Here is a 26,620-nt window from a genome sequence, read left to right as displayed (position 1 = left end):
GGGCTTAAAAGCCTTTTAAAAGCTCAGCTTCTCCATCTAAATGCATCCGTATTTGATGTTAAAACTGCCGGAGCAATGAGTGAAACCGCATGGAGGCCGTATCTTCCAACCGCTCCTCCTATCCTACTTCCTACCTCACTTCCCTTATAACCATACACGGATCCTAAAATCATTCCTCCTGCTCTACCCAGCGCTTCAGCCGCATCTCTTTCATTCAGTATTTTTTCCATTCCAACAGCCTGAGACAGTCCTCCAATAAAGCCGGTCCCACTCTCCTTACCCCTGCTGTACGCATCCTTTACTAAAGCTCCTGCCGTAGCAGGAGGAGCAGTTATAACTTTACCGGCGAAGCTGCCGATATTTCTAAAGTGTTCTGTCACATCCACTCCCATTGTTCTTAAAGGTATAGAAGCTGCACCGCCTATCAGTGCACCAACAGTACTTCCAACACTGGCGGCCGTAGTTCCCACTTTAACCCCAAACACTGCAGGACCTGCTGCCGAAGATAAAGTCGGTGCTGCTGAATCGCTTCCTGAAGGAAAAGAAATTTTTGGGGCTGCAGCAGTCTTTGCAATATTTGCAAGCCCTACAAGCCCCGTAAGTCCCAAAGTTGCTGCTCCTGCCCACTTCTCTTCATTGACTCCCAGGAATTTAAGCCAGCCCTGAAGCAGGTCCCGTATGACGTTTGCAGTAGGTATCAAGCACACCATCCCAAAAATCTGCGCCCACCACGGCGAAAAATCCGTCGAAACCCCAGCTTTTATGAGTACTAAATACAACGACAGAACTAAAGCATGTGCTGCCTGCATAAAAGCGTTTGAAGCAACTTCTCCCATTACAACCCCTATGCCTTCTTTCCTTCCCGATATTGTCCAGCTCCATGCTACAATTGGTGTAAGTACAAACATAGAGGTCAGCACAAACTTTCTTATCAGATACAAAAAGTTAAAATAAAGAAGGATGCCGATATAGCCCAGCTTGACAATAGCAGTTGCAAGAACATTCCCCGTTTTAATATCATTTATATCAAAAGTACTTCCTACTGCTCCCATACTCTGAGCAATACCGTGGAATAAGTCGACAAGAGCATTGTTTGCCTGAAACATGAGCCTTATAAAGTACGGCATAAAAAGTATTATGAAAAATGCATATATCACACTTAAAACACTCTGCATGAAGTTTATTCTTTTGGACGGATTAACACTGGATGTCATAAACCTGTACCCCTGGGCAGCTACTGCAATTAAAAGGAGCACCCACACAGCATCTCTTATTCTTATATACCATGTCATCACAATATTCCACTCCTGCGGGCTGTAAGGTGCCAGCTCACCGTAGGATGTGTTGAATATAAGCTCATCAAAACCTTTAAGTCCTAGAAGCTTAATCGCCTCATAAAGTCCATTTATCGGTGCAGCAATGAGCTCTTCTATAAGGCTTCCCTGGTCCTCCTGCGGCTGCGAGGAACTTGAATTTGTAACAGAAGGTGTTTCAGCATAAGCAGCTGCATTGAGCAAAAACACAAAAAGTACAAATAAAACAAACAGTCTACTCATTTGGATTTGTAGAAATGAGCTTCTTCTCATAATCGCTTGCCACCACCTTAACGGCAGTTTTATTTTTGCCGACCAAAAACAGCGCTTCGCCAACCCCGCAGGAGGTTAGAAACTCCCTTTCACCCTGTGATAGGTGAAACACCTCCTGCACTGAATCTATGTCGGTCGGTGCCTGCTTCATTAAAAATACAGCCGCCAGATTTGTTAAAACCGCTTTTCCTTCTGATGAATTTGAAAATTCTATAAAAGACTGACTCGCAACAGTAAGAGAGGTGTTTCTCTTTCTCGCCCTCCTTGACAAATTCTCCAGAAAATATGCTGTGTCTTTGTACTTCATAAACATCCACGCCTCATCCACCACAACCCTTTTCTTCTGCTTTACATCCTTTTTCACAAACTTCTCCCACACCCAGTTTGTTATAACATACATGGCATATGTCCTTAGAAACTGATCCTTTATGTCGAATATATCAAAATTAACAAGATATGAATCTTTCAACGAAACATTTGTCTGTCCGTCAAATATGCCCAGGGTGCCGCCCTTCAAAAAAGGTTTTAAAACAGCAGCAATTCTCTCTCCTCTTGGATTTTTCTTAAGCCTTTCAACAAAGCTCGACAGGGTAGGCATTTCTTTTTTCTTCTTAAAGTAAAATGCTCCATCCTCTACAGCATTTTCTACATATAAAGAGCCCGGGTCTTTATTTATTCCTCTTGCCTCATACTCCTCCCTTGCTGCTTCCTCAACAGCAGCTAATTCCTCTGCTGAAATCCTGTCCTTCATAACTCCTTCCACTATCATTCCAACCAAAGCCTTTATCTCGGATATTTTTTGAATTATATCAACATACTTTGCTCCGCCTTCATCTTCCTCTTCTTCAAGGTCAAAGGGATTAATTATGTTTTCTGCATCTGTGCTTATCTTAACAATACTTCCTCCCATCTTCTGCACAAGGCGGTTGTACTCCCTATCAGGGTCAACAAAAACTGTTCTTATGCCTAAAAGCGCTCCTCTCATAGACAGAAGCTTAACCAAAAAAGACTTGCCTGCTCCGGAGGTTGCGAATATCCCCAAGTTGTAGTTTGTCATAAATGGCGGTCCTATAAAGTTGTCAAAAATTACAGGGCTCCCAGTAAAAAGATTTACTCCAAGCGGTATCCCCTTCTTGTGGGAAAACTCCGGAGAAGCAAAAGGAAAAAGTGATGCAGCAGCACCTGTATTAAAATTTCTTGAGAGATCTTCACAGTGATTTTCCAAGATAGGTACAAAGCTTTTAAAAGCTTCGCTCTGCCTCAGAAACATTCTTCTTGCTCTTATGCTTTTACCTGCCAGAACCTCTTCCAGAATTTTTGAGCTCTTATCGAGCTCTTCCAGCGAATCTGCAGAAACCGAAACAATAACTGTAACGTAGTAGAGCTTATCTCTGTTCATCTGTATGTTTTCTCTCAGTCCTTCAAGGTCCTGCACTGCTTTTCTCAAAAGCCCAAGCTCATATATACTGCCTTTTTGCTCGTCCAGCATGTACTGGGACTGGTACTGGGTAATCTTTTTTGTGAGCTGATTTACAGCATCTCTCGCATCGACAGGCGCAACGTGAACCGATATATCGACATTTCCAAGAAGCTTCGCATCTTCCAGCCATCCAACATAGACAGCCTGCGGAAAATCCAAAAGCACATACAATCTGAAAAACTTCTTGCCCACTTTTAAATAGTCCTTTTCTATTAGGTAGCCGTCAGGCGAAATCATCTCTACAACTGTGGGAACTCTCTTGAAAAGAGTTAAGTCCTCCTTAGAAGATTCTTTATTGTTCTTTTTTAGTTTCAGCACTTAACCTGACCCCCTTTTTGTGCAGCTCTAAAGCCCCCGCTTTAATAAGAGCATTGACTTTAATACTTCCATCCCTGTTAAGCACAAAAAACATGAGCTCCAAAAGCTCATCAGTACCTAAAACTCTCGGCATGAGTCCGCACTTAGCAAGGCCTTCAGCAACCATATGCACTCTCCTCATTAATTCTCCTCTTGCTCTATTATATTCTCTTGAAGAATCATTATAAGGAACAATTACATAAGACTCTGTAGTAATGGTCTGCTTTGAAAAGTATCCAAGAAACTCCTCCAGCTCTCTCTCGTACTCTATCATTCCATCGGGAAGAAGCTGAAGCCCTTCTCTAAATTCCGCTACTGATTCAGAAACATCTACAGGCTTAACGACTGTAAAAAACTGAAGTGGAAAAGATAAAGAAAGAAGTAAGTTCATAAAAGCAGCTTCAAGGCCTTCCTGCTCTTCTTCCGAGAGAAGAGAAAAATTTACAGGGTCGGCTGTTACAACCGCCCTGTACCTACTGCCTTTTAAAATTAAAAGCCCATCTTTTATATCTTCAATGTCTAAAAAGTCTGCACTGCTTTTCTTTTTAAAAAGCATTATTTCCCACCTCCAATAAATAGGTACTCTTTTTGAGAAAGTAGAAACCTCAAATACATTACAATATACCTATCTATTTCTACATCATCTTTTTTAAAAAAAGCCATAAATGCTCCTGCCGCTGAAAAAGCGATCCATACAATTACTGCAGTAAATAAATCTTTTGAAAAATATTTTGTAAAGAAAACCGCGCCAATTCCTATACCAACAATAATAAATATCATCTGCCTAATAGAAAAATTCCCGCCGAATATTTTTTCTTCTCTTTCTAATTGAACAGGCACTTCAAACATTCTCACACAAATCACATCCTACTACGGCTTAAAACCGAGGATTACACCTGCGAAAAATTTTGCACCAACTACCACTATTCCTCCTAATATAGACCAGAAAAGACCCATCATCGCTTCTGTTCTCCTGCTGGGATTATGTCCTGAAGTGTAAAACCTGTATCCGTTTACTGCAATAAAAATTACTGCTATAACAATACCTACATCCATTACAAAGTTTGCAATCTTCCACAAAAATGCACTTATTTGCGCCTCATCAACAGGCGTAATTCCATTCATAAGCCTACCTCCTCATTAAAAAATTTCACCTTGATCCCATTTTCTTCGGCAGTTTTAACCTCAAGCCTGCAGCCTTCACTACTTTCCCAGTTACCAAACACCCACACTTCATCGCACTTTTTCAAAACATCTGTGCACAGCTTCAACACCTCCTTCCTATCCTCCTCATTTTTATCATTATAGAACTCGCCAAATGCATGAACAGGAGAAAGCGGCACTACTTCTTTGAAGTTGTTTCTTATAAACCTAAAAATTTTATCAAACTTAACCCTATTTGCTGCAGGATTAGCGCTGTAAGGGTGACAGATATACACAAACTTACTCAATTTTGCACCTCCTTTAATATGCTTAAAATGAGTACAATTAAAGCTCCCAAAACTATCCCAAAGAAAACACCGGCTGCTAGGCCGGCAGTGTAAAGCATATTCAAGTTTTCATCTCCTTTCATAAAAATCTTCAATAAAATAGAAAAAACCGGGCTTATTAAACGCCCAGTTTTTTGCTTAACTCTTTTATGCGGTTGTCATGATATACTGTCTTAACTGTTAGATTATTTACATCCAGCTGAAGCATGTCAATTTTGCCACTTATCTCATCAAGTTTTTCATGCAAAAGCTGTCTGTCATCGAATAATGCCCTTACTTTATCGCTAATTTCGGTATCTATCTTAGTACCTAACTTCTTTACATCGTTTTTCACTTCGCTTACTTCACTTTTTAATCCGTGGATTTCTTCTTCTACCACTTTTAGTCTTTCTTCTACAATACCAATTCTCTTTTCTACTACAGTCATTCTCTCTTCTATGGTACCTATTCGTCCTTCTACAGCACCTATTCTTTCTTCTACCACATCAAATCTTACGTTAAAGTCATTATAAATTTTCTCTAAAAGCCCTAGAATTTTATCTTCATTATTCATAAATAATTCCTCCACCTGCTTTACATGATTATAAGTCTGTTACACCTAATCTTAGATATATTTCAACCATTTAAAGTTTTGGTTATATTTCTGCTAACAGTTTTTACACCTACTTTGCCCGTTTTTTTATGTTCTTGTTTCCATTCTATGATATTTTTAAAAACAATTCAAGTCCTTATTTTAGCAAATCCCATATAACTAACTTCCATTATTTTAAATTTTTTAACATATATGCCGATAAAATATGTAGATAAAATAGGGATGTGCAAAATTAATAAAAATAATCACGAACAAAAGCCAAAATATGTATGACATACAATATATAGTAATTAGGACTGACAATCGAACATAAAGAAAGTGGTAAAGGAAAAGAAAAGACAAAAAGAGGAGCTAAAAAAGGGCATAAATATCCTGTAGAAGTCAAATGTTAAAAAATGGTATGAAATAGATTCAATAAAAATTAGGCCGATTGCATCAAAGCAACAAGAGATCTAAACTCATCATATTTGCCCAATTTAATAGCTACAATAGCGACAGTAAGCAAAGTAATATGGCCAAAAGTATTAAGGTTGCTGACAGAATTAATATTTCTGACATAAGCTTTTTCAAAATCCAGAGCTTTAAAGCGGGAATTATATCTTTCTGATTCAATCCTCAATTTATAGACAGCCTTAAAATATAGGGAGTCTCTATTAATAGAGGACCTATAATCAGAAGATATAATAGCATACTTAGTACAGCCTCTATGCTTTTTGCCATTAAAATATTTAGGATGCTTTATAGGGCAGGCAGAATCATTCTTAGAATTACAGAACTTGCAAACAAATTTTTGCTTAATAAAACCATCAAAATATTGCTTGCCATCTTTAAGCATTTTAATACCCGCTTCGCAGACCATATAACCATCATCAGTCAGAGGGGGATTTTTAGAATTACGCTTGTTAAGAGGAATAAAACAATGACCATGGAGAGTATCTCTAACATAATTATAGAGTTTCTTAACGTCATAACCTTTATCAGCGATAAAATTAGTACCAGTCAGTTTAAACCAATTATTAGTATCAGCAAGTAAAGACAAAGCGACATCAAAATCAGGGACATCAGCAGGAGTAGTAGTTTCAGCGATGGGTAAACCAGAGATAGCATCAACAATAATATGATTTTTATAGCCCCAATAAAACTTATATCGTTTATTAGAAGAATCATTAGAAGCAGAATAAACTCCTAATTTACAATCCTTATCAGACTTAGGCTGATTATCTTTAGAAAATTTATTTTTACAAAAAGACTTAGGGTTATTTAACTTAGTGTTAGCTTTAATAGGGGTAGAGTCCATGGAAATAAACTCACCGGAGATAATACCCATATTTTTGAGGATATTGACCTGATTTTGAAAAATAGAGGTCAAATAATCATGAGAGAAGTCATTAATAAAACGGCGAAAAGTCCAATAAGAAGGAAGAGGTTTAGAAATGTCGAAGCCACAAAGATGAGCAATGATAAGATTATTGCGGAGATAATCTAAAAGGTCAGAAATTGTGCCGAATCTTTCAGCTTTCATGACAATAAAAGCTCTAAACATTGCATGATGAGAATAACCCTTACGGCCAGGACTAGAGGAAGGGAATTCAGGTATTGAAGACAGGTCAAGATTTTCAAACATAGAAGAATAGAAATCAATTTTAGACTGAGAGGTAAAGAGTTCAGGTATATTTAAAAGTAATTGAAGCTGGTACATGTAGGATTTCCTCCTCCTTAAGAAATATTTTCATGCTGTATATATAATAATTCGACAAATGGGAGGTGAAATCCTACATAAAAGATAAAAAATTCAAGAGTGATAGAAAAAAAGTATGTCTCCAGAATCGCTTAAATGAAGGCTTTTGAATTTTGCACAAGCCTAGTAGATAAAATTGTATGGAGGGGAAACAATATATGAAAGAGTTAATACCTTCTTTGGTCATTCTCTTTTGTCCTTTTTATCCAGTAAAATCAAAACATACTTATTTTTCACTTTCTAGAAGAAGGATATATATTTCCATACTATTTTTGGTTTTTGTGATAGAAATAAGTATTTTTACCTTAGTCATTATAATTTTTAGTGGAATTTTGAAATCAACTTTATGTAGATTTATAGCAATCGTATTTACAATTTTTCTTTTGGTAATTTTTTTTACTGCTATGTCTAAACTTGAAAATTTCTCCAATTATCTAAAGGAACAAGATAAAAAAGAAATAAGAAAAAATATAAGACAAAAACTTAGCGAAATAAAAGCGCGTAAATTAAATGTAATAAATTTTCTTATAACTTTAAAAGAAGAAAATAAAGTAATTAAAAGGACGTTAGAAGATAATAAGGAACCGATTCTCACAATAAATCTTGTAAATACAGTATTAGGTGTTGTGGTTGGATATTATCTGCATAATATTAAGGAGATTGCAGTTTCATCTTTGATTTTTGTATTAATTATATTCTTTATTGTTTATTCTTACCTCATCCTGGATATTACTAAAACATCAAAGTTGTATTTAATTGAATTATACAACTACCAAATTAGTTACGCCAATCGCTTAATTAAAATGTATCGGAAATAACCTATGTTTCAGTATCACTTTATTCTCGTTTTTTTCTATTTTTATTTTGAAAATTTTTTCTATGTAGTCCGTAGCCAAAAAGACTTCACCATTTTTTACCAATAGGGAGTCGCTTAGGTTTATTTTTTCTTTGTTGGTAGTTGCTGTTTTTTTCTTTAAGTCAAAACAAATGTTATTGTTTTTTCCGCTTTCTATTAGTATTTTATCTTCTTTTTTTACAATATTTTCTTCTTTTATTCCGCTTGCTAATGTTATAGCTTCAAGTGGCAAATAAATTTTTGAATCATAAATAAAAGGCGCTTCTTTGAGATATACCCTTTTTGTAGATTGTCCCAAAATAAAATTCTCATTGCTTATAGGCCTTATTCCTATATCCGCAACATTAGAGTTTAGATAAAAATAACTTGGCGTAGGAGTAGTAAAAAAATACAACGTCCATATAACAAACAATAGGAAAGTAAGTGGAGCAACTACAGTAACAATAGGGTCTGTAATATTGTAAGACAAATCTCTTTTCATATGTTCACCTCTTTCGATTTTCTAATGCGTTGATACTCTAAACTGCTTCAACACATTTTTATGCACGTACACCGACCTGGGCAGGTCCGCAGGCCTTTTGCCGGCACTTTCGTTGAAGATAAGTCTTTCTTTTTGTTTGTTATAATCATAGTGAGTTATGCATAATTTTATAAGAACGTCATCGCTGAGTCTGCCTTTTCTTGAAAGAGATGCTACAGCTTCTCGATGGTCTTTTAATACTAATTCATAATCTTCATCATACTGCTCTCTTTTCTGCTTTTTATACTCATTTCTCCATTGTCTAGCTTTTTCTTGATTTTCTTTTTTGCGGCGTTCTTTTTCTTGATGATATTCTGGAAATTGCTTTAGCATTTTAGTAACAGCTGGCTGTGACACACCAAGCTGCTGCGCTATTTCCACTAACTTAAATCCTTCAAGATATAGTTCGAGGGCTTTATTTTTTTTATCCATCATTCCACCTCTCAGGTTATATTTTTTGTTCCGTATTTTGGGCATACTGCGGCTATATACTATGTCTTTATCATCAGTTTCCACCCTTCTCCGGCTTTTTCTATTCTAATTTGTGCTATTTTCATAAGAGCTTCAGCTATTTTAAGAAGTACATCTTTATTTTTCATTGGTTTAAATTCAATCCACATTATCTTCTTCCTCCCATGGCAATTACTTTACTGCTGCCTTTTTCTTCCTCAAACTTCTTCTGCATCCACTCTTCTAAGCCTCTCCTAGGTATGATTATTTTTCTGCCGTGTATTTTCATAGCAGGAAAATCCTTATGTTTTGCAAGCTCATACATATAGCTTTTGCTTACGCCCAGCACTTTTGCTGCTTCATCTATTGTATAAGCATCAAGTAAGGATAAAGGCTTTTGTTCTTCTTTATCTTTTTCTGCAGTGCCAAGAAGCTGCATGATTTGCGCTATAACGTCCGTAATGTCAACTTCAAATTTTATTGTTATTCTGTTATCCATGATTTTTTCCCTCCTTATGTAAAATTGGAAGAAATAAGGTTATAATAAAGGTATGAAATTGACTTTATTGTCTTCATTCTTTTTCATTAACTACAGTTAATACATCTGGTAAAAGAATTAGTTTATCATAATCAATGCCATTATTCTTACAGTAAACAATAAGTTTACCGAGAAATTTTGCACCAGCATTACTATTGCTTTCTAATATTCTATAAAGTTGTGCTGGACTTACATTAAGAGCTTTTGCCATTTTGTTATAATTTCCGTTAAATTTTTTGATTAATAACTCTTTTAGAGCTGCTTTATTGACATTCATTTTTTCATCTCCTTGTGTTTACTGTAGTTAATGTTGCTTACAGTTAATACTATACCACATTTATTACATACAGTCAATACTTTTTTATAAAAATCCTTTTACATTATTGATTGCAGTCAATACTTAGTATAAAATCTTAAACAAGAGGTGCATAAGAAATGGGTAATTTTAATAAGAAAAAGTTTGCTGAGCTACTAGCATTAGCAAAAGGTAATAGATCTATAAACCAATATGCTTTACAATGTGGCGTTAGTTCAGCACATATTTCTAGGTTGTTAAGAGGATTAGTTGATACTCCTCCAAACCCTGAAACAATAAAAAAATTTGCCAGTAAAGCACAGAATGGCGTTACATATGAAGAACTAATGGAAGCTGCTGGCCATATTAATTCATCCTCTCAAGCTATCAAGCAAGATCAACCAAATGAATGGCAGCCAAAGCTTACAGAAAAAGATAAAAAAGACATTGCTAAAACTCTGGAAGAGTGGATGAAGGACCTCACAAGCGCGGAAGGGCTGGCCTTCTTTAATGGTGAGCCGGTGGATGAGGAAACTAAGGAATATCTTAAAGATTCTTTTGAAATGATTTTAAAACATGCTAGATTAATGAATAAGAAAAAATATACTCCTAAGAAGTATAGAAAGTAATCCCTGAAATGAAGGTGATGCAATTGTTAGTGTATACCAAAGATGAAATACAAAAGATAACAAAAAAACTTATCAAAAGAACTAACTCTGCTAACCCTTTCAAGATAGCAGAAAATCTAAACGTTAATGTTATAGAGTGTGATTTAGGCAGTATTTTAGGATACTACAAATACCACAAGCGTAATAAGTACATAATAATTAATCAAAATCTTGACGAAGCATTGAAGCTGATTGTCTGCTCTCATGAGCTCGGACATGCAGTTTTACATGCTCGTGTTAATACTCCATACCTAACTAAGTTTACATTATTTTCTGAGAATCGAATTGAAAAAGATGCTAATATATTTGCTATGTATGTTTTACAGCATTTGGGTAAGTGGAATTATTATGTATTTATTAACATTCTAAAACTTCCTGAGACAATAATAGAATTGGACAGGGAGGCATTACTGTGAGGGGGCATATCACAAAGCGGGGTTCAAAATGGAGTATTGTTGTCGATGTAGGGCGTGATGAAAACGGCAAAAGGAAGCAAAAGCGTTTTTCGGGCTTTAAAACAAAAAAAGAAGCTGAAAAAGCCCTGCAGGAAATTCTTTATAAACTTGAAAAAGGAGAATTATTTCTGTCTAAGATTACGCTTGGAGAATTTTTGGACGAATGGTATAAAGAGCACTGCTTACCCAGATTAGCTCCAAAAACATTGAAATCTTATGAAGAACTCATTAATTTATATTTTAAACCATACTTAGGTAACATCGAATTAGCTAATTTAAAACCTTTAGAAATTCAAAAATATTACAACAAGCTCAAAGAATTAGGCTTATCCAATACTACTATTAATTATCACCACAGAGTTTTAAGATCAGCGTTAAACCGAGCCGTTAAATGGCAGTACATAAGCAAAAATCCGTGTGATCACGTAGAACCACCCTCGAGAGATAAAAAAGAAATGACTGTGTGGAGCACTGCTGCTGCATATAAAGCTGAGGAAATATTTAAAGATTCTCCAATTTATATACACTTAATTCTTGGATTATATGAAGGACTGAGAATAGGTGAAATCTGCGGATTAAAATGGGAAGACATCGATTTTGAGAAAGAAGAAATGATAGTAAGAAGACAAGCTCAAGTTGTAAAAGGAGAATTAATTTTTAGAGAACCCAAGACTGAAAAGAGTGTAAGAAAAATACCACTAATAAAAAAAGTAATTGATGCACTGAAAGAAGAAAAAAGAAAACAAGAAGAAAATAAACTGCTGTTTGGGGATAAATATGTAAAAGAGTATGACGGGTACATAAGTGTATGGGAAGATGGAAGATTTAAAGAACCGGGTTATGTAAGCAAAAAATTTCATAAAATGCTTTTAAAACACCCGGAACTGCCTTTAATAAGATTTCACGATCTAAGACATTCTTGTGCAACTCTTTTAGTTCAAGCAGGTATACCAATGAAGATAATTTCTAAAATATTAGGACATTCACAAATTGGCATAACAATGGACTTTTATGCAAATATTACTATTGAAGCAGAAAAGGAAGCAATCAAAAAATTTGAAGACTTTTTAAAAGAATAAGAAGGACACCAAAGGGTTATTGTGTCCTTCTTATTTGTGTGACCATTTTGTGACCAAATTTAATTTTGAAGTTAAAAAAATGGAGCTGGCGAAAGGACTTGAACCTTCAACCTGCTGATTACAAGTCAGCTGCTCTGCCTATTGAGCTACGCCAGCACCTTTATTAGCTATCCAATTGCCCTGACATCTATATATTATACTTAGAGCAACAGTATATGTCAAGCTTTTTTAAAAAATTTTTTGCAAAAGAGCCTCAATCACTTCATCAAAAATCCCTTAAAACAATAGTCTGATTTCTTTCTGGTCCTACAGAGATTATGGCTGCTTTAATGCCTATCAATTCTTCAATTCTTCTTATATATTTTTGAGCATTATAAGGTAAGTCGTCAAAAGTTTTTGCTCCTTGTATATCTTCTTCCCACCCGTCAAATTCTTCATATACAGGCTCACATTGAGCCAAGTCCTCAAGACTTGCGGGAAAATCTGTTATTATTCTGCCATTAAATTTATATCCTCTACAAATTTTTATTTTTTTAAGCCCTGTCAGGGTATCAAGTTTTGTCAAAGCAAAATGTGTTATGCCAGATACTCTTACAGAGTATTTAAGAATCACAGCATCTAGCCAGCCACATCTTCTGGCTCTTCCTGTTGTAGTGCCGTATTCATGGCCTTTTTCTCTTAAAAATTCACCATTTTCATCAAAAAGCTCTGTAGGAAATGGGCCTTTACCAACCCTCGTAGTATACGCCTTCACAACTCCTATAACTTCATCAATCATCGTGGGTCCTATACCAGCCCCCACTGTTACACCGCCTGCTATAGGATGGGAAGCAGTAACATAAGGATAGGTACCCAAATCTAAATCGAGAAGTGTCCCCTGTGCTCCTTCAAATAAAACTTTTTTGCCACTTTTTATTAAATCGTATAAAAGCACCGTTGTATCAGTAACAAAGGGTTTTATTTTTTCAGCATACTCCAGGTATTTCCTGTACATTTCTTCAAAGTCAAATCCCTCTGCTCCATATAGCTCCTTAAAAAGTTTGTTTTTCTTTTCCACATTTCTTCTAAGTTTTTCTTCAAAAACTTTGGGTTTTAGAAGGTCACAAACCCTTATGCCTATTCTCTCTGACTTATCCATGTAACAAGGACCAATTCCTCTTTTCGTTGTCCCTAAGTCGTTTTTCCCTTTTGAAATCTCTTCAAGTTCATCTTGCTTTATGTGATAAGGAAAAACGATATGGGCTCTATCGCTTATTTTTAAATTATCTACGCTAATTCCCTGTTTTTGTAAATTATCTATCTCTTCAATCAAAGATGCAGGGTCAATTACTATGCCATTACCTATTATGCAAATTTTTTCAGAGTACAATATCCCAGATGGAATTAAATGAAGTTTGTACTGGATACCTTCTTTTTCAACAGTGTGCCCCGCGTTGTTTCCTCCTTGGTATCTTACAACTACATCTGCCTTTTCCGCAAGGTAATCAGTAATTTTCCCTTTCCCTTCATCTCCCCATTGGGTACCAACTATAACTAATGTTGACATAATTATTCTCCTTCCTTATTTAACTCTTTCCAATATTTCTCTTGCAACTACAACGCCAGATACAGAGGCTTGTGCTAATCCTCTTGTAATACCTGCTCCATCTCCCGCCGCAAATAGATTTTGAATTTGCGTTTCAAATTTGTCAGTAAGTTTTACACGTGAGGAATAAAACTTTACCTCAACACCGTATAAAAGCGTATGTTTAGAATATACCCCTGGAGATACTTTGTCCAAAGCTTGCAACATCTCAATTATTGACTGCAAAAATCTATAAGGTAACACCAAGCTTAAATCTCCTGGCGTTGCATCTTTCAAAGTTGGTTCCACAAGACCTCTCTTAATCCTTTCTGGAGTAGAACGCCTTCCCGCCAGTAAGTCCCCTAATCTTTGCACTATCACTCCATCTCCTAACATATTTGCAAGTTCTGCTATATAACGTCCATATTCTATGGGTCTATTAAAAGGATGGGTAAATTCTTTGCTAACAAGTATTGCAAAATTTGTATTATCTGTTTTTATATCTTTGTAGCTATGTCCATTTACTGTTTTAATTCCGTTATTATTTTCTATTACAACTTTACCATAAGGATTCATACAAAAAGTCCTTACTCTATCATCAAAGGACTTAGAATAATATATAAATTTCGATTCGTATATTTCCTTTGTTATATCTTCCATAACAACAGCAGGAATTTCTACTCGCACTCCTATATCGACAGCGTTATTTTTTGTTTCCAATCCAATTCTGTCAGCTTCTCTTTTGAACCATTCAGCCCCTTCTCTTCCAGGTACAACAACTATATATCTCCCGTAATATTTTTCTCCTTTTTCTGTAACTACACCTTTTGCCTTACCATTTTCTACAATTATCTCAGCAACAGGTGTCTCTGTTTTTATCTCCACCTTTTGCCCAATATAATCTCTCATGTTTTTTATAATGTCAAAGCATTTTTCTGTACCTAAATGTTTTATCACTGCAGGAATCAATTTTAAATCTGCAGCTTGAGCTCTTTTTTCTATTTCTCTGATTTTTTCTTTATCTGTACCGTGAACTTCTGTTGTCCCTCCAAATTTTACGTATATACTATCAACATAATTTATAAGATCGTTAAGCTGCGACTTAGGCATGTATTCATCTAAAACTCCACCAAACTCTGACGTCAAAGTCAGTTTCCCATCACTAAATGCCCCTGCGCCCCCTATTCCAGAAGTAATAGCGCAGGGTTTACAATTAGCACACTTTGAACCATAGGCATTAATAGGACAAATTCTTTTTTGTATATCCTTCCCTTTTTCTAACAGCAATATGTCTAATCCATCTTTTTTACCGATTAGTTCCAATGCGGTAAAAAGTCCCGCAGGACCTCCTCCAACGATAATGACGTCGTACACTCTCATAAAGATAACCCCTTTTACTTAGTATGTGAAAAACAAAAACCCGTAATATATATTACCAGAAAAAAAAGCATAAATCAATTAAAATACGAATTTTATTTTTGAAATTATATTAAAAGTTCGCTTTTGTCCACAAAAATTTTTACTATATAATCTTATAAAACAATAAAAAATAAAAGACAGGCTTTTTTAGCTCTGTCTTAGTTTCAGTTTTATACTGAGACAACAAGTTTTGATAATATATTTTCAAGAGCACTAACTGACTTTAACAGATTTTCCGAACTTTCTTTTATCTCCTCTATAAACTTCATGTGCTCTTCTGTAGATGCAGCAACTTCTTCGGTGGAAGCAGCAGTCTCTTCTGACACTGCTGTAATATTTGCTATAGATCCTATTATTTCATCTTTATACCTTGCAAGTTCCATCATCGCATTATTCAACATATGTATATTTTCAGTAATAGTATCTATTGAATTCTTAATCTCATTAAAAGCAGCATATGTAGTCTCCACTTGATGTGCCTGGTCATCCGCAATTTCTTTTACCAGATTTGCTTTTTCAACTGTCTTGTCTGTCTTTTGCTCTATTTCACTTATAATCTTGGCTATTTCACTGGCAGCTTGTCTCGATTGCTCTGCTAAATTTCGAACTTCTTCTGCAACGACTGCAAATCCACGACCAGCCTCACCAGCTCTTGCTGCTTCAATAGCAGCATTTAAGGCAAGCAAATTGGTCTGGTCTGCAATTCCCGTTATCACTTCTATAATCTTTTCAATATGGTGAGAATTTGCTTGCAATTCATTTATCGCACTAACAACTTCGTCAATTGACTCTTTTGTAACATCCGTTTTTTCTTTCAAAGAATTTACTGTGTGCATGCCATTTTGACTAAGCTTATCAGCATTTATAGTAGACTCTTCTACGGCTTTGAAAAATTTAGCGGAATCATCAATACTATTCCCAATATTCTGCACCATATCGGCCGCATTAGAAGTATCTTTTGCTTGTTCAGAAGCTCCATTTGCAATCTCTTCCACTGCCTTAGAAATTTGTTCAAAAGTCATATTCCCTTGTTCGATCGATTTAAAAAGGGCATTTGCTGTATCTTTAGTGGTTTGAGCAAAAGTAGAGACGTCTTTTAAAATTGCTCTAACATTTTCCATCGTCCTATTAAAAGTCATTATTAATGTACCAATCTCATCTTTTCTCTTTAAATCTACATTGGCTGTAAAATTTCCTTCTTGTGCTTTCTTAAGTTCTTCAATTAATTTTTTAATAGGTCTTGTAATATTTAATGAAATAATTACTGATAAAATTAATGACAAAGCAAAACTAACACTCGCTACTGTAATAAAGACATGCATTACTTTATCGTCAACCGCAAAATAATAAATAGCCCCCACCGGTATGGCTGCTACTATAAGAAATGAAATAATGAGCCGCCAAAATATGCTTCTCATATGTCTTCCCCCTTTTATAGATTATGTTTTCACCCCACCACCCTGCTACTTCAAGACTTTATCTACTAATAAATTTAAGGATGTATTCAAACAATACTCCCCCAAGGTAAATTCCTATAATACCAGCTATTCCTGGTAATACATTTGGAGCAGGGAGTGGCAATTTTAAAGATGAAAAAATTAATCCTACAATCATTCCAGTAACTAATGCCAGCAACGTCTCTTTCACATTAACACCTCACTTTATTTTTATCGGTATTTTTATTATTTACTTTAACTAATTTTATATTATATCACATTTTTTTGTTATTTGTCAGACGTCTAATCACTTTTTAGAAAAATAAGATGTATACAGCATTAATGAATCGACCTCTTTTGCAATTTGCCTCCTAAAACATCGTAGACATCATGTATGGTAACAAAGGCTCCTTCGTCATGTTCTTTCACAATCATTTTTAACTTAGCAATCTCCAAACGGCTAACTATAGCATATAAAATTCCTTTTGTTCCTTTAGTATAACCACCCTTCCCTTCCCAAAATGTAACACTTCGTCCTAAACGGGCTATTATAGTTTCCGCAATCTCATCTGCTTTCTCAGTAACTATCATAACAGCTTTCGCTTCATCTAAACCCTCTATAGTCAAATCAATGACCTTAAAAGCAATAAAATAAGTGATGAGAGAATACATAGCTCTATCCCAAGTAAAAACTATTCCAGCACTTCCCAAAATAAAAATATTGAAAAATAATACAATTTCTCCTACAGAAAAACCACTCCATTCTGAAATTACCACTGCCACAATTTCTGTTCCATCCATTGAACCTCCATATCTTATTACAAGCCCTACTCCAATTCCCAAAATGATACCTCCAAAAACAGAAGCCAGCAAAGTATCACTTGTAAGAGGAGGGATTTTCTCTAAAAAAGTGACCCCAATAGAAAGAATCGTAACAGCAAAAAAAGTAGAAATTACAAAACTCTTACCTATTTGTTTATAACCAAAAACTAAGAAGGGAATATTTAATAGAAAAATAAAAGCTCCAAGAGGCAATTTTGTCAAATAACTTAACATGATAGAAATACCAGTTATACCACCATCAATTATATTATTAGGTACTAAAAATATTTCTAATGCTACTGCCGCAAGAAAAGCTCCTACAAAAATAAAAATATAATTTTCAAGTTTTTTCATACTCCACCTCCAAAGTTTATTCCTAATTTCAATTATAGGTAATAACATAGTTGCTGTAAACCTCTTGAATATTCCAAATGCCTGGTTAAGTCGAGATTTTTAAAACATATAAAAAGGTCCTACCATGAATATAGGTAAGACCTTTTTGATCGTTATTTTTCTCTTTGTGATACTGTCGCTGCTTGTTGGAGAGGATCCCATACCGAGTTATACGGAGGCGCATAAGCAAGGTCCAAGGCCTGAAGGTCATCAATAGTCATACCGTGGAAAAGAGCTGTAGCGAGAACATCAATTCGCTTGTCTACCCCAGCACCTCCTGCAATTTGTCCTCCTAAAAGCTTGCGGTTGTCTTTATTAAAGTGGAGGCGAATAGTCAAAACTTCATCTTCCCAGGGATAATAATGACTTATAGGTCTTGCCTTAATAGAAACAGTCTGATATGGAAGACCTAAAGCTTGGCATTCCCTTTCCCCTAAACCGCTTCTTGCAATCGTCCTATCAAAAACCTTCACAATCGCTGTACTGACAATACCTGCAAATTTTGCATCTCCGCCCGCCATGTTAATTCCAGCAATTCGCCCTTGTTTATTAGCCGTTGTCCCCAAAGGCACATAATCCGGCGCATTTTTTATGCGATGAAAATGGGTAGCACAGTCCCCTGCAGCAAAAATATCTGGAATATTTGTTTGTAGGCGTTCATTTACAAGAATCGCACTTCGAGGACCTAATTCTATACCAGCCTCTCTGGCAAGCTCACTAACTGGGCGAACTCCTATAGAAATAATGACTAAATCGGCTGGGAAAGAACCATTTTTTGTCACAACAGCCCGTACGCCTTTTTCACCCCCTTCTAACCCCACAACTTCTTCATTTAAATGAATTTCTACCCCATGCCTTTTAAGAGCATCCTGTGCAATTTCAGCAATAGGAGCATCAAAAGTCGGAATAAGCTGAGGAGCTAAATCCAAAACAGTCACTTTAAACCCTCTCGTATGTAAGGCTTCTGCTGTTTCTAAACCAATATATCCCCCACCAATTACCACCGCTTTATTAGGAGTATGAGTTTCAAGCCAAGACAAAAGTTTTTCCGCATCTCCCATTGTCTTCAAAGTAAAAACTCCAGGCAAATTTTTACCTTCCCATGGCGGTACAATCGCTGCACTTCCTGTCCCAATTAAAATCACATCATAAGGCACTGTAATTTCATCTTTTTCTTCCCGGCGATATACACGAATCTGCTTCTTTTGAGGTATAATCTGTGTAACCTCATGATAAAGCTTTACATCGATATTATAGCGAGTGTAAAACTCTTCAGCTGTTCGGGCAATAAGCTTTTTCTTCTCAGGTACTACTCCTCCCACCCAGTAGGGAAGGCCACATTGAGCATAAGAAATGACATCTTCCTTTTCAAAGACAAGAATTTCTCCTTCAGGGTCCTGTCTTCTAATTTGAGAAGCTGCACTCATTCCAGCAGCATCGCCACCAACAATTACATAACGCTTGGCCATTTTTTCTCCTCCTTTTTTGCACTTATGTCCATATTTCCATTATACTCTTACCTGCTTATTTTTTCAAACCAAAAGCTTCTTGAAGTTTAATTTACCCACTTTGATAACATTTCAATCTTTTTTAATACCCTCTCTTTTTCTTCCCCTTCTAAAATAACCGGTTTATAGTCATTCCTATCTTTTTGTGAAGAAATAGAAACAGGTATTATGTTCATCTCTACTTTTGCTATTTCTCTTTTGTCATTAAAAAGAAAAATTTGTTGTAAAATTATAGAATCCTTATCTTTTGGATTTCTATTACCTCCGAAAGAAAAATTCCCAAGAGAATATGCAATATACCTATCTTTATACTTCTCTATTCCCTGTAACACATGGGGATGATGACCAATTACTAAGTCTGCCCCTTCATCTATTACAAAATGCCCTAAATCCCTTTGAATCTTATTTGGATAGTATCTATTTTCTTCCCCCCAGTGAAAACTGACAATCAAAATATCTACACTGGGCCTCAACTTCTCAATATCTTTTTTAATTTGATTTTTAGTCCATTTGCTATTGTCAAAACCTGTATACCCTAATATTCCAATTTTTATCCCTTTTACAGTCATAATATACTGATACCCATATCCAAAATACCCAATTCCTCCTTTCTTTAAGGCTTTTATAGTGTCTTCAAAGCCTTCTTTCAAATAATCAAAAGTATGATTATTTGCCAAATTTACAACTTCTATACTCCCTTCCTTTAAAATCCGCGCATAAGAAGCTTCTCCTTTAAAAGCATATTCCTTATTAGCTTTTTTCGTTGCAGTAGTAAAAGTTGTCTCCAAATTTGCAATTGTCAAATCGTCTTTCTTTAAAATGTTTTTTACATTTTCAAAAAAATATCCATAGTCATAATTATGCTTTTTTAACTCGTCATCAAAGGTACCAAATTTACCATAGGACTCATCAGAGCCCAAAGCACAATCCCCTACTGCACTTATAACTATTTTTGTATAATTATCCTCTTTATGAATATCCTCTTGAGGAAGACTTTGTGGCTTTTTTTCCACAATAAATTCCTTTAAAAGAGTTTCTGAAATACCCAAATTTTCTGCCGTTAAGGGAATAGCAATTATGCTTACTATCAAAAAAATAAAAATTAAAATTTTAGTCACTGTTTTCCCTTTCATATCCACTGCCCTCTCCATAATATCCTGTAATAATTTTACACATTCACATAAAATAAATCAATACAAAAAAGAAACCACTTATTGTGGTCTCCTTAAAATATTAATCTTCCAAACCCAAAGTCTTTGCAAACTCCTCTTTCGCCTTTTCTAAGAGAGATTTCGCTTCTTCTAAACTTTCCATATTCATAACCATAAAGTAAAACTTCACTTTCGGTTCTGTGCCTGAAGGCCTTGCATAGACCAAAAGCCTATCCTCAAACTCCATTTTTAAAACATCCGAAGGAGGAATTTGCCCATGTCCTTTTAAATAATCTATCATCCCTGTCAGTTTATGTCCCGCAAGACTTTCAATTGGATTTTCTCTCAGCCTTTTAATTATTATCCTTATCTTTTCTACTCCTGCTTCTCCTTCATACACAGGAGAAAGCTGCCCTTCAAGATAATACCCGTATTTTTTATAAATCTCTTCTAAAGCGTCCACCAAAGTCATACCCTTTTGCTTGTAATAAGCTGCCATTTCACAAGTTACCATTATTGGAGTCCCAGAATCTTTATCGTAAACAAAATCACCTATATTGTATCCATAGCTTTCCTCATAGGCAAAAAATACAGTTTTGCCTTCAGCTCTTAACCTGTCAGCCTCATTGCAAATCCACTTGAATCCAGTCAAAACTTCAGAAACCTCAACCCCGTGGGCTTTTGCAATTTTAGCAAACAACTTTGAAGATACAATAGATTCTATAACGGCCGGATTTTTAGGCATTCCTTTTTTTGAATACATCTCCAACAAGAAATTCAAAAGTAATATCCCCATTTGATTGCCATCTATTCTCACATAATCTCTCTTATGCTTCACTAATACCCCCATCCTGTCTGCATCAGGGTCAGAAGCTAGCACTATATCTGCATCAAGCCTTTTCGCATCCTCTAGAGCTAGCTTAAAGGCTTCATCAAATTCGGGATTTGGATAATTTACTGTAGGAAAATTTCCATCAGGTACCTGTTGCTCTTTTTGAATATAAATATCAAAACCCACTTTTTCAAGCAGTGGTGGCACTATCTTTACGCCTGTTCCATGCAGTGGCGTATAGACAATATTTAAATCTTTTGAAGAAATTCCAAAAGAATAAGAAAGTGCTTTTTCAAAATATGCCAAATCAACTTCCTGATCTACCCTTACAACAAACCCTTTTTTCTTTGCTTCCTCAAAAGGTATCCTCTTTATTTCACCAAAAGATTTTATCTCCTCATATTCTTTTATAATCCTCTCATCATGAGGCGGTATCACCTGCGCTCCATTTGACCAATATACCTTGTAACCATTGTATTCGGGAGGATTATGACTTGCAGTAATCATTATACCGGCTGTTGTCTTTAAATATCTAACAGCAAATGACAAAAGAGGAGTTGGTCTAAAGTCGTCAAACAAATACACCTTTATGCCATTTGCGGCAAGAATTTCTGCTGATTCAATTGCAAAATCCCTTGAAAAATTTCTTGTATCATAAGAAATAGCAACACTTTTTTCTCCTTCGACTGCCCTATTTATGTAATTTGCAAGAGCTTGTGTTGCCTTACCTACAGTGTAGAAATTCATCCTATTTGCTCCAAGCCCCATAACGCCACGCATACCTGCTGTGCCAAATTCCAGGTCTTTAAAAAAAGCATCCTGTATTTCAGATTCATTCATTTTCCTTAAAACTTCTTTATCCTTCTCTAAAATTGAAGGGTCATTTAACCATGCCTGATATCTCTCCATCGTTTCCTCCATCACAACCACGCCTCTCTATAATGTTTTCTCTTTAAAAAATATAAATTTCTTTTTTTATTGCAGATTTGTAGCTTTACTTTCATAGCCTAATTAATACAATAGTTTTTTAATATTTGTTAAGTGTTTCCTATACATTTTTATTTTAACTTATTTAATTTAAAGTGTCTATATTATTTATTCGCAATAAAAAACCAATTTCAATTCCACTATGGTTATATTAAATCTGTCTGAAACAGTTTGTGGAACGAGCAGAAACACTAATTTCACTTCCCTATGGTTAGATTAAATCAGAAGCAGCAGTAAGATTTTTTACTTCAAACAAAGAGAAATGTCGATGAGATTTATACTTTTATATACCTATAACAAGGAGATATTGGCTGAGCTTTTGTGAGATACAGGAAAAGTGAAATTGATATAGCTATATTTAATGAGCATATGAACAAAGATGTGGGTAGATGGATATTTAGGGACAAGGAAGATTGGGAAAAATATTTAAAAGCATACCCATTTGTTAAGGTACTGTGAGGTGAGATAATGGTTATGGATATAATTGAACATATTAAGATGGAAGCCGAAACTTTAGATAATTTAGAAGAAGAGGAACCTGATTTTTTTGCAGTGAGTTATTTATTAAATTTTCTTGATATTCTGCAAGAAAAACAGTTATTAAATCTGCCTGAAAGCAAAGAGTTACAAAAAAAGGTATTAAAATATGCTGGTAAACTTGCACCTTTTGTAAAAGGCCGCCAAATGGTGAAACAGCCAATATCACTTCCTCCAATACACAGTTTACACCTTTACCTAATATATTCTATAAAAACCTTAAAAATCCTCCAAAATTTCCTGTAAAATTTTATAAAAAAAACTGATACCTAAAAATAGGTATCAGTTAAAATGTCAGCTCTTGTCGTTTTATTTTTCTAATTCCTCTGTTAATTTAATTATTTCATCTATTATGTTGCCAATATACTCAATTGTATCCAATAATGGCTTCTCTGTAGTTATATCTACTCCTGCCATTCTTGCCAGTTCCACAGGAGTTTTTGTACCGCCAGCTTTTAATACCTCTTTCCAGTCTTCCAAAGCTTTTTGTCCTTCTTGTAAATATCTCTTGTTTACTTGTGTAGCTATAGTAAGTCCTGCACTGTAAGTATATGGGTAAAGTCCCATGTAATAATGAGGTTGTCTCATCCAGGTAAGTTCTGCTCCCTCATTTATTTTTACAGCATCTCCCCAGAACTTTTCTAAAACTTCTCTTTTTAATTTATTTAAAATAGGTGCAGTGACAGAACCACCTTTATCAATTATCATGTATACTTCTCTTTGATAAGCTGCTTCTAATAGATGGGTCACAAAATTGTGATAATAGGTTCTCGATATCAAGGTAGAAAGTATCCACCTTCTCATCCTTTTATCCTTATTATTTTTCATCAGATAATTAGCCATTAAAAGCTCATTCATTGTAGAAGGAGCCTCTACAAAATACATAGATGGTCTAGAATCAAATATATTTTGATGCTGGTGAGCTAAATAAAAATGTCCTGCATGACCTAATTCATGAGAAAGAACAAAAACTTCTCTCATTTTGTCAGCCCAGTTGATTAAAATATAAGGATGTGAACCATAAGGTGAAGCGCAAAAAGCTCCTGTAGTCTTCCCTTTGTTTTCGGCAAAGTCTATCCATCTTTCATTAAATGCCCTTCTCACCATTCCCCTGTAATCTTCACCAAAAACTGATAAACCTTCTTCTATGTACTTTTTAGCTTCTTCAATGGTTATAGATGGTTCAAATTCAGAGTCTACTTCCAATTTTAGATCAGCAAAAGTCATCTCTTCTATCCTATGTATTTTTTGCAAAAGCTTTGCAAATTTCCTCATATGAGGTGCTAACTGTTCCATTATCAAATCAATTTGTCTATCGTACAGTTCTCTATCAACTTCCTGATGGAACAAAAGACTGTCAATAACAGAATCAAAACGCCTTAAAGTTGCTATAGTCTTTTCCTTTTGCACCTGCGTCTGATAAACTGCTGCTATGGTGTGTTGGTATTCTCTCAATTTCTTAGAAAAAGCCTCAAAAGCAGCTCTTCTAATCTTAGTATCTTCTTTATATTCCCACTTTGTTTCAAACAAAGAAAAACTTAAAGGATACTCTTTCCCATCGACTGTAAAAGTTCCAAAGTCCATATCTGCCAATTTTGCCATATTGTAAATATGTTCAGGTGCCTCTAATATAGCTGATAATGCTGATAAAGCTTTTTCAACCTCTGGATGAAGAGCATGTTTCTTTTTTCTGAGTATTTTTCTAAGATAATTTGCATTCTCTTTTGATTCTTCTATAGCTTGATTAATTATTTTTTCATCTAATTCTATAATTTCTGACTCTATAAAACTTATCCTGCTTTCAATATCAGAGGCTATATTAGAAAATTTCATTTGTTTCTGTAAATTTTCTGTGTTTGTTTGGTCCACTGAAACAGCCAAATGAGCATAGGAACCTACAAGAGTAAGCAATTGGGCTAATACCTTTAATTTATCCAAGCAGTTGTTAATCGTCTTAGAAGTATCAATTTTGCCTTTAAACTCTTCTTCTAACTCCATTGTAAGTTCTTGCGCCTTCTTTATCGCCTCCTCATATTCCTCCTCCGTTTTGAAAATCCCTGACAAATCCCATGTCAATCTTTCATCTACATCTTTTCTCTCTAACAAATGTGTACTCAAGAAAAATTCCTCCTTTTTAATATTTTTAGGTCCTTGCAGAATCCCAAAATCCTTATGGATTAAAGGCTCATACTGTATCCTTTCAATAGTAATTCCTTTATTTACAAATAGCCCTTTACTTATCCTTCCTTAATTATATTATACATGTAAAAGCAGATATTTCCAAAGAAAACTTCAAAACTCTTTAAAAAAATGATAAAATAATTGTTAAACAAATAATCTTACAAGGAGAGATTTATATGGATTTTGGCCTTAAAGATAGGGTAGCATTTGTAATGGCTGGAAGCAAAGGCCTTGGAAAAGCAGTCGCTTTAGAACTTGCAAAAGAAGGAGCCAATGTCGCTATAATCTCAAGAAATGAAGAAAACCTTAAAAAAGCAGTCGATGAAATAAAGTCGGCAACAGGAAAAGAAGTTTTAACAATTGTAGGGGATGTAACTCGTAAAGAAGACATTGAAAGAGCTGTAAAAGAGATGGTAGAAAGATTCGGCACGATTCACATACTCTTTGCAAATGCAGGAGGACCTCCTGCAGGAGGATTTTTTGACGTAAAGCCTGAAGACTACTTAAAAGCCGTTGAATTAAACTTAATGAGCACCATATACGCAGTATATGCAGTAAAGGATTATATGATAAACCAAAAATGGGGAAGAATAATAGCTTCCACATCAATATCCGTAAAACAGCCTCTTGACAATTTGATCCTCTCAAATGTCTCAAGAATGGGAGTAATCTCATTTATAAAATCCATATCAAATGCATTAGCACCTTTTGGAATTACTGCAAATGCCGTAGCCCCCGGTTACACAATGACTGAAAGAATAGAAAACTTGCTTAAAGCGAGAGTCGAAAAAGAAGGCATTACCTTTGAAGAAGCCCAGAAATCAATGATTGCAGATATCCCCATGAAAAGATTAGGAACCGTTGAAGAATTCGCATCGACTGTTTTATTTTTGGCATCAGAAAAAGCTTCCTACATAACAGGAGTGGTACTGCCAATTGATGGTGGATTTATAAAAGGACTGTAAAAAATAGGTTGACTATTATTTCACATGGTATAATATAAAATAAAAATTAAATATCCTCTTTTATCATGAAGTATGTGCAGGTAGTAGGAAAGATGGCGAGTTATAGTATGCTTTTGAGTCTTCCTCAAAAGTAGACTATAATAAGTCATCACGAAATTTAATTCCGAAACCTGTACAGAAAAATGCTAAAAGAGGCTGGGGTTCGCTTTGGTCCGCTGGGCCAAAGATAGACTATGCGGAAGCATGGTTTAAGGTGAGTCTTCAACTAAAAGTTGAAGGCAAAGCCTGGGCACTCTACCCTCTTTACCGGTAGAGTGTTCAGGCTTTTATTTTTAATCAAAAGGGAGGAATGGGAAATGTATAAAAAGGTTTTGGCGATTTTGACATTAATAGCTCTGACCTTCACTCTATTTTTAGCCGGATGTGGAAACACAACTACAGGAGAAACGACTTTACAAAAAGCTTAAAAAACTGGAGAGATAAAAATTGGATTCGCAAATGAAAAACCTTACGCCTATAAAGATGACAACGGACAGCTGACCGGAGAAGCAGTGGAAATAGCAAAAGTAATCTTTGAAAGGCTCGGCATAAAGAAGATACACGGCGAATTAACAGAATTTGGCTCTTTGATTTCGGGCCTTAAGGCGAAGCGCTTTGATTAAAATAGACAAGATATTAAACATTTTGCTAAGATTAGTAGATGCCTCAAAAGTGACAATTT

29 protein-coding genes and 1 tRNA gene are annotated in these 26,620 nt (G+C 35.3%); 7 read left to right on the top strand and 23 right to left on the bottom strand.

Annotation, left to right across the window (positions count from 1 at the left end):
• Window positions 1-23: 23 nt before the first annotated feature.
• From THYS13_RS10270 to THYS13_RS10235, 8 genes are all read right to left on the bottom strand, one after another.
• Entirely contained in the window at window positions 24-1,586 is a 1,563-nt protein-coding gene (locus THYS13_RS10270) for a hypothetical protein (protein ID WP_042834436.1), read from the bottom strand.
• Window positions 1,549-3,384 carry a VirB4 family type IV secretion system protein gene (locus tag THYS13_RS10265; RefSeq protein WP_042834435.1) on the bottom strand — a complete coding sequence of 612 codons (1,836 nt, stop codon included), beginning with the start codon at window positions 3,382-3,384 and terminating at the stop codon, window positions 1,549-1,551. The genes THYS13_RS10270 and THYS13_RS10265 overlap by 38 nt, the downstream gene beginning before the upstream one ends.
• Complete coding sequence (locus tag THYS13_RS10260; RefSeq protein WP_042834434.1) at window positions 3,359-3,979, bottom strand: hypothetical protein; 621 nt, start codon at window positions 3,977-3,979, stop codon at window positions 3,359-3,361. Before THYS13_RS10260 ends, THYS13_RS10265 begins: the two co-directional genes overlap by 26 nt.
• The gene (locus THYS13_RS10255; RefSeq protein ID WP_235603384.1) at window positions 3,979-4,272 is read right to left on the bottom strand and encodes a PrgI family mobile element protein; all 294 of its coding nucleotides are present in this window, start codon (window positions 4,270-4,272) and stop codon (window positions 3,979-3,981) included. The genes THYS13_RS10260 and THYS13_RS10255 overlap by 1 nt, the downstream gene beginning before the upstream one ends.
• A gap of 21 nt (window positions 4,273-4,293) precedes the next feature.
• Window positions 4,294-4,548: a pilin gene (locus THYS13_RS10250; protein WP_042834432.1), complete on the bottom strand. Its 255-nt coding sequence runs from the start codon at window positions 4,546-4,548 to the stop codon at window positions 4,294-4,296.
• A complete protein-coding gene (locus THYS13_RS10245; RefSeq protein WP_042834431.1) occupies window positions 4,545-4,874 on the bottom strand; it encodes a DUF4406 domain-containing protein in 330 nt (109 codons plus the stop codon). The genes THYS13_RS10250 and THYS13_RS10245 overlap by 4 nt, the downstream gene beginning before the upstream one ends.
• Window positions 4,875-5,031: 157 nt before the next feature.
• Window positions 5,032-5,466 (bottom strand): hypothetical protein, encoded by a 435-nt coding sequence (locus tag THYS13_RS10240; RefSeq protein ID WP_042834430.1) that lies wholly within the window; start codon window positions 5,464-5,466, stop codon window positions 5,032-5,034.
• Window positions 5,467-5,926: 460 nt separating this feature from the next.
• Window positions 5,927-7,204 carry a transposase gene (locus THYS13_RS10235; RefSeq protein WP_042833663.1) on the bottom strand — a complete coding sequence of 426 codons (1,278 nt, stop codon included), beginning with the start codon at window positions 7,202-7,204 and terminating at the stop codon, window positions 5,927-5,929.
• A 197-nt stretch (window positions 7,205-7,401) separates the two neighbouring features.
• Here THYS13_RS10235 and THYS13_RS10230 point away from each other — a divergent pair, with 197 nt between their 5' ends.
• Window positions 7,402-8,061 (top strand): hypothetical protein, encoded by a 660-nt coding sequence (locus THYS13_RS10230; protein WP_042834429.1) that lies wholly within the window; start codon window positions 7,402-7,404, stop codon window positions 8,059-8,061.
• Here the strand turns inward: THYS13_RS10230 and THYS13_RS10225 are convergent.
• The 5 genes from THYS13_RS10225 to THYS13_RS10210 form a co-directional block, all read right to left on the bottom strand.
• On the bottom strand, window positions 8,038-8,580 hold the full coding sequence (locus THYS13_RS10225; RefSeq protein WP_042834428.1) for a stalk domain-containing protein: 543 nt from the start codon (window positions 8,578-8,580) through the stop codon (window positions 8,038-8,040). The genes THYS13_RS10230 and THYS13_RS10225 overlap by 24 nt on opposite strands.
• A gap of 21 nt (window positions 8,581-8,601) precedes the next feature.
• On the bottom strand, window positions 8,602-9,051 hold the full coding sequence (locus tag THYS13_RS10220) for a terminase (protein WP_042834427.1): 450 nt from the start codon (window positions 9,049-9,051) through the stop codon (window positions 8,602-8,604).
• A 59-nt stretch (window positions 9,052-9,110) separates the two neighbouring features.
• Window positions 9,111-9,239 (bottom strand): hypothetical protein, encoded by a 129-nt coding sequence (locus tag THYS13_RS14815; protein WP_255356310.1) that lies wholly within the window; start codon window positions 9,237-9,239, stop codon window positions 9,111-9,113.
• The gene (locus THYS13_RS10215) at window positions 9,239-9,568 is read right to left on the bottom strand and encodes a helix-turn-helix domain-containing protein (protein WP_042834426.1); all 330 of its coding nucleotides are present in this window, start codon (window positions 9,566-9,568) and stop codon (window positions 9,239-9,241) included. The genes THYS13_RS14815 and THYS13_RS10215 overlap by 1 nt, the downstream gene beginning before the upstream one ends.
• Before the next feature lie 73 nt (window positions 9,569-9,641).
• Complete coding sequence (locus THYS13_RS10210; RefSeq protein WP_042834425.1) at window positions 9,642-9,884, bottom strand: hypothetical protein; 243 nt, start codon at window positions 9,882-9,884, stop codon at window positions 9,642-9,644.
• Between the two features lie 158 nt (window positions 9,885-10,042).
• On the opposite strand from THYS13_RS10210, the gene THYS13_RS10205 reads away from it, so the two are divergent.
• Genes THYS13_RS10205 through THYS13_RS10195 form a run of 3 tightly spaced genes read left to right on the top strand, consistent with a single transcriptional unit; the run spans window position 10,043 to window position 12,104 of the window.
• Window positions 10,043-10,531 carry a helix-turn-helix domain-containing protein gene (locus THYS13_RS10205; protein WP_042834424.1) on the top strand — a complete coding sequence of 163 codons (489 nt, stop codon included), beginning with the start codon at window positions 10,043-10,045 and terminating at the stop codon, window positions 10,529-10,531.
• Window positions 10,532-10,560: 29 nt separating this feature from the next.
• Window positions 10,561-10,986 carry an ImmA/IrrE family metallo-endopeptidase gene (locus tag THYS13_RS10200; protein ID WP_235603382.1) on the top strand — a complete coding sequence of 142 codons (426 nt, stop codon included), beginning with the start codon at window positions 10,561-10,563 and terminating at the stop codon, window positions 10,984-10,986.
• Entirely contained in the window at window positions 10,983-12,104 is a 1,122-nt protein-coding gene (locus THYS13_RS10195) for a site-specific integrase (RefSeq protein ID WP_042834422.1), read from the top strand. Before THYS13_RS10200 ends, THYS13_RS10195 begins: the two co-directional genes overlap by 4 nt.
• An 80-nt stretch (window positions 12,105-12,184) precedes the next feature.
• Here THYS13_RS10195 and THYS13_RS10190 read toward each other — a convergent pair.
• The 9 genes from THYS13_RS10190 to THYS13_RS10150 all read right to left on the bottom strand — a co-directional run bounded on the left by THYS13_RS10190 (window position 12,185) and on the right by THYS13_RS10150 (window position 22,138).
• Window positions 12,185-12,260: transfer RNA gene (locus THYS13_RS10190), tRNA-Thr, on the bottom strand.
• A gap of 109 nt (window positions 12,261-12,369) precedes the next feature.
• Window positions 12,370-13,650, bottom strand: coding sequence for an adenylosuccinate synthase (locus THYS13_RS10185; protein WP_042834421.1), 1,281 nt, complete (start codon window positions 13,648-13,650; stop codon window positions 12,370-12,372).
• Window positions 13,651-13,665: 15 nt separating this feature from the next.
• Window positions 13,666-15,048 carry an NAD(P)/FAD-dependent oxidoreductase gene (locus tag THYS13_RS10180; protein WP_042834420.1) on the bottom strand — a complete coding sequence of 461 codons (1,383 nt, stop codon included), beginning with the start codon at window positions 15,046-15,048 and terminating at the stop codon, window positions 13,666-13,668.
• A gap of 209 nt (window positions 15,049-15,257) precedes the next feature.
• Window positions 15,258-16,505 (bottom strand): methyl-accepting chemotaxis protein, encoded by a 1,248-nt coding sequence (locus THYS13_RS10175; protein ID WP_042834419.1) that lies wholly within the window; start codon window positions 16,503-16,505, stop codon window positions 15,258-15,260.
• Window positions 16,506-16,563: 58 nt separating this feature from the next.
• A complete protein-coding gene (locus tag THYS13_RS10170) occupies window positions 16,564-16,734 on the bottom strand; it encodes a XapX domain-containing protein (RefSeq protein WP_042834418.1) in 171 nt (56 codons plus the stop codon).
• 128 nt (window positions 16,735-16,862) lie between these two features.
• A complete protein-coding gene (locus THYS13_RS10165; protein ID WP_042834417.1) occupies window positions 16,863-17,699 on the bottom strand; it encodes a YitT family protein in 837 nt (278 codons plus the stop codon).
• 152 nt (window positions 17,700-17,851) lie between these two features.
• The gene (locus THYS13_RS10160; RefSeq protein ID WP_042834416.1) at window positions 17,852-19,207 is read right to left on the bottom strand and encodes an FAD-dependent oxidoreductase; all 1,356 of its coding nucleotides are present in this window, start codon (window positions 19,205-19,207) and stop codon (window positions 17,852-17,854) included.
• Window positions 19,208-19,293: 86 nt separating this feature from the next.
• On the bottom strand, window positions 19,294-20,379 hold the full coding sequence (locus THYS13_RS10155) for a CapA family protein (RefSeq protein ID WP_042834415.1): 1,086 nt from the start codon (window positions 20,377-20,379) through the stop codon (window positions 19,294-19,296).
• Between the two features lie 100 nt (window positions 20,380-20,479).
• Window positions 20,480-22,138 carry a phospho-sugar mutase gene (locus THYS13_RS10150; protein ID WP_235603341.1) on the bottom strand — a complete coding sequence of 553 codons (1,659 nt, stop codon included), beginning with the start codon at window positions 22,136-22,138 and terminating at the stop codon, window positions 20,480-20,482.
• Window positions 22,139-22,684: 546 nt separating this feature from the next.
• On the opposite strand from THYS13_RS10150, the gene THYS13_RS10145 reads away from it, so the two are divergent.
• Entirely contained in the window at window positions 22,685-22,999 is a 315-nt protein-coding gene (locus THYS13_RS10145) for a hypothetical protein (protein WP_235603339.1), read from the top strand.
• 63 nt (window positions 23,000-23,062) lie between these two features.
• Here the strand turns inward: THYS13_RS10145 and pepF are convergent, their stop codons facing one another.
• Complete coding sequence (pepF, locus tag THYS13_RS10140) at window positions 23,063-24,871, bottom strand: oligoendopeptidase F (RefSeq protein ID WP_042834413.1); 1,809 nt, start codon at window positions 24,869-24,871, stop codon at window positions 23,063-23,065.
• 239 nt (window positions 24,872-25,110) lie between these two features.
• Between pepF and THYS13_RS10135 the strand changes: the two genes are divergently transcribed.
• The gene (locus THYS13_RS10135; protein WP_042834411.1) at window positions 25,111-25,899 is read left to right on the top strand and encodes an SDR family oxidoreductase; all 789 of its coding nucleotides are present in this window, start codon (window positions 25,111-25,113) and stop codon (window positions 25,897-25,899) included.
• 479 nt (window positions 25,900-26,378) lie between these two features.
• Window positions 26,379-26,561 (top strand): transporter substrate-binding domain-containing protein, encoded by a 183-nt coding sequence (locus tag THYS13_RS14940; protein ID WP_201035689.1) that lies wholly within the window; start codon window positions 26,379-26,381, stop codon window positions 26,559-26,561.
• Window positions 26,562-26,620 lie beyond the last annotated feature (59 nt).

The sequence above is a fragment of the Thermoanaerobacter sp. YS13 genome (genome assembly GCF_000806225.2).
GTDB lineage: Bacteria > Bacillota > Thermoanaerobacteria > Thermoanaerobacterales > Thermoanaerobacteraceae > Thermoanaerobacter > Thermoanaerobacter uzonensis.
The sequence above is the reverse complement of the archived record's forward strand: the minus strand, read 5'-3'. Positions and strand labels throughout refer to the sequence as shown.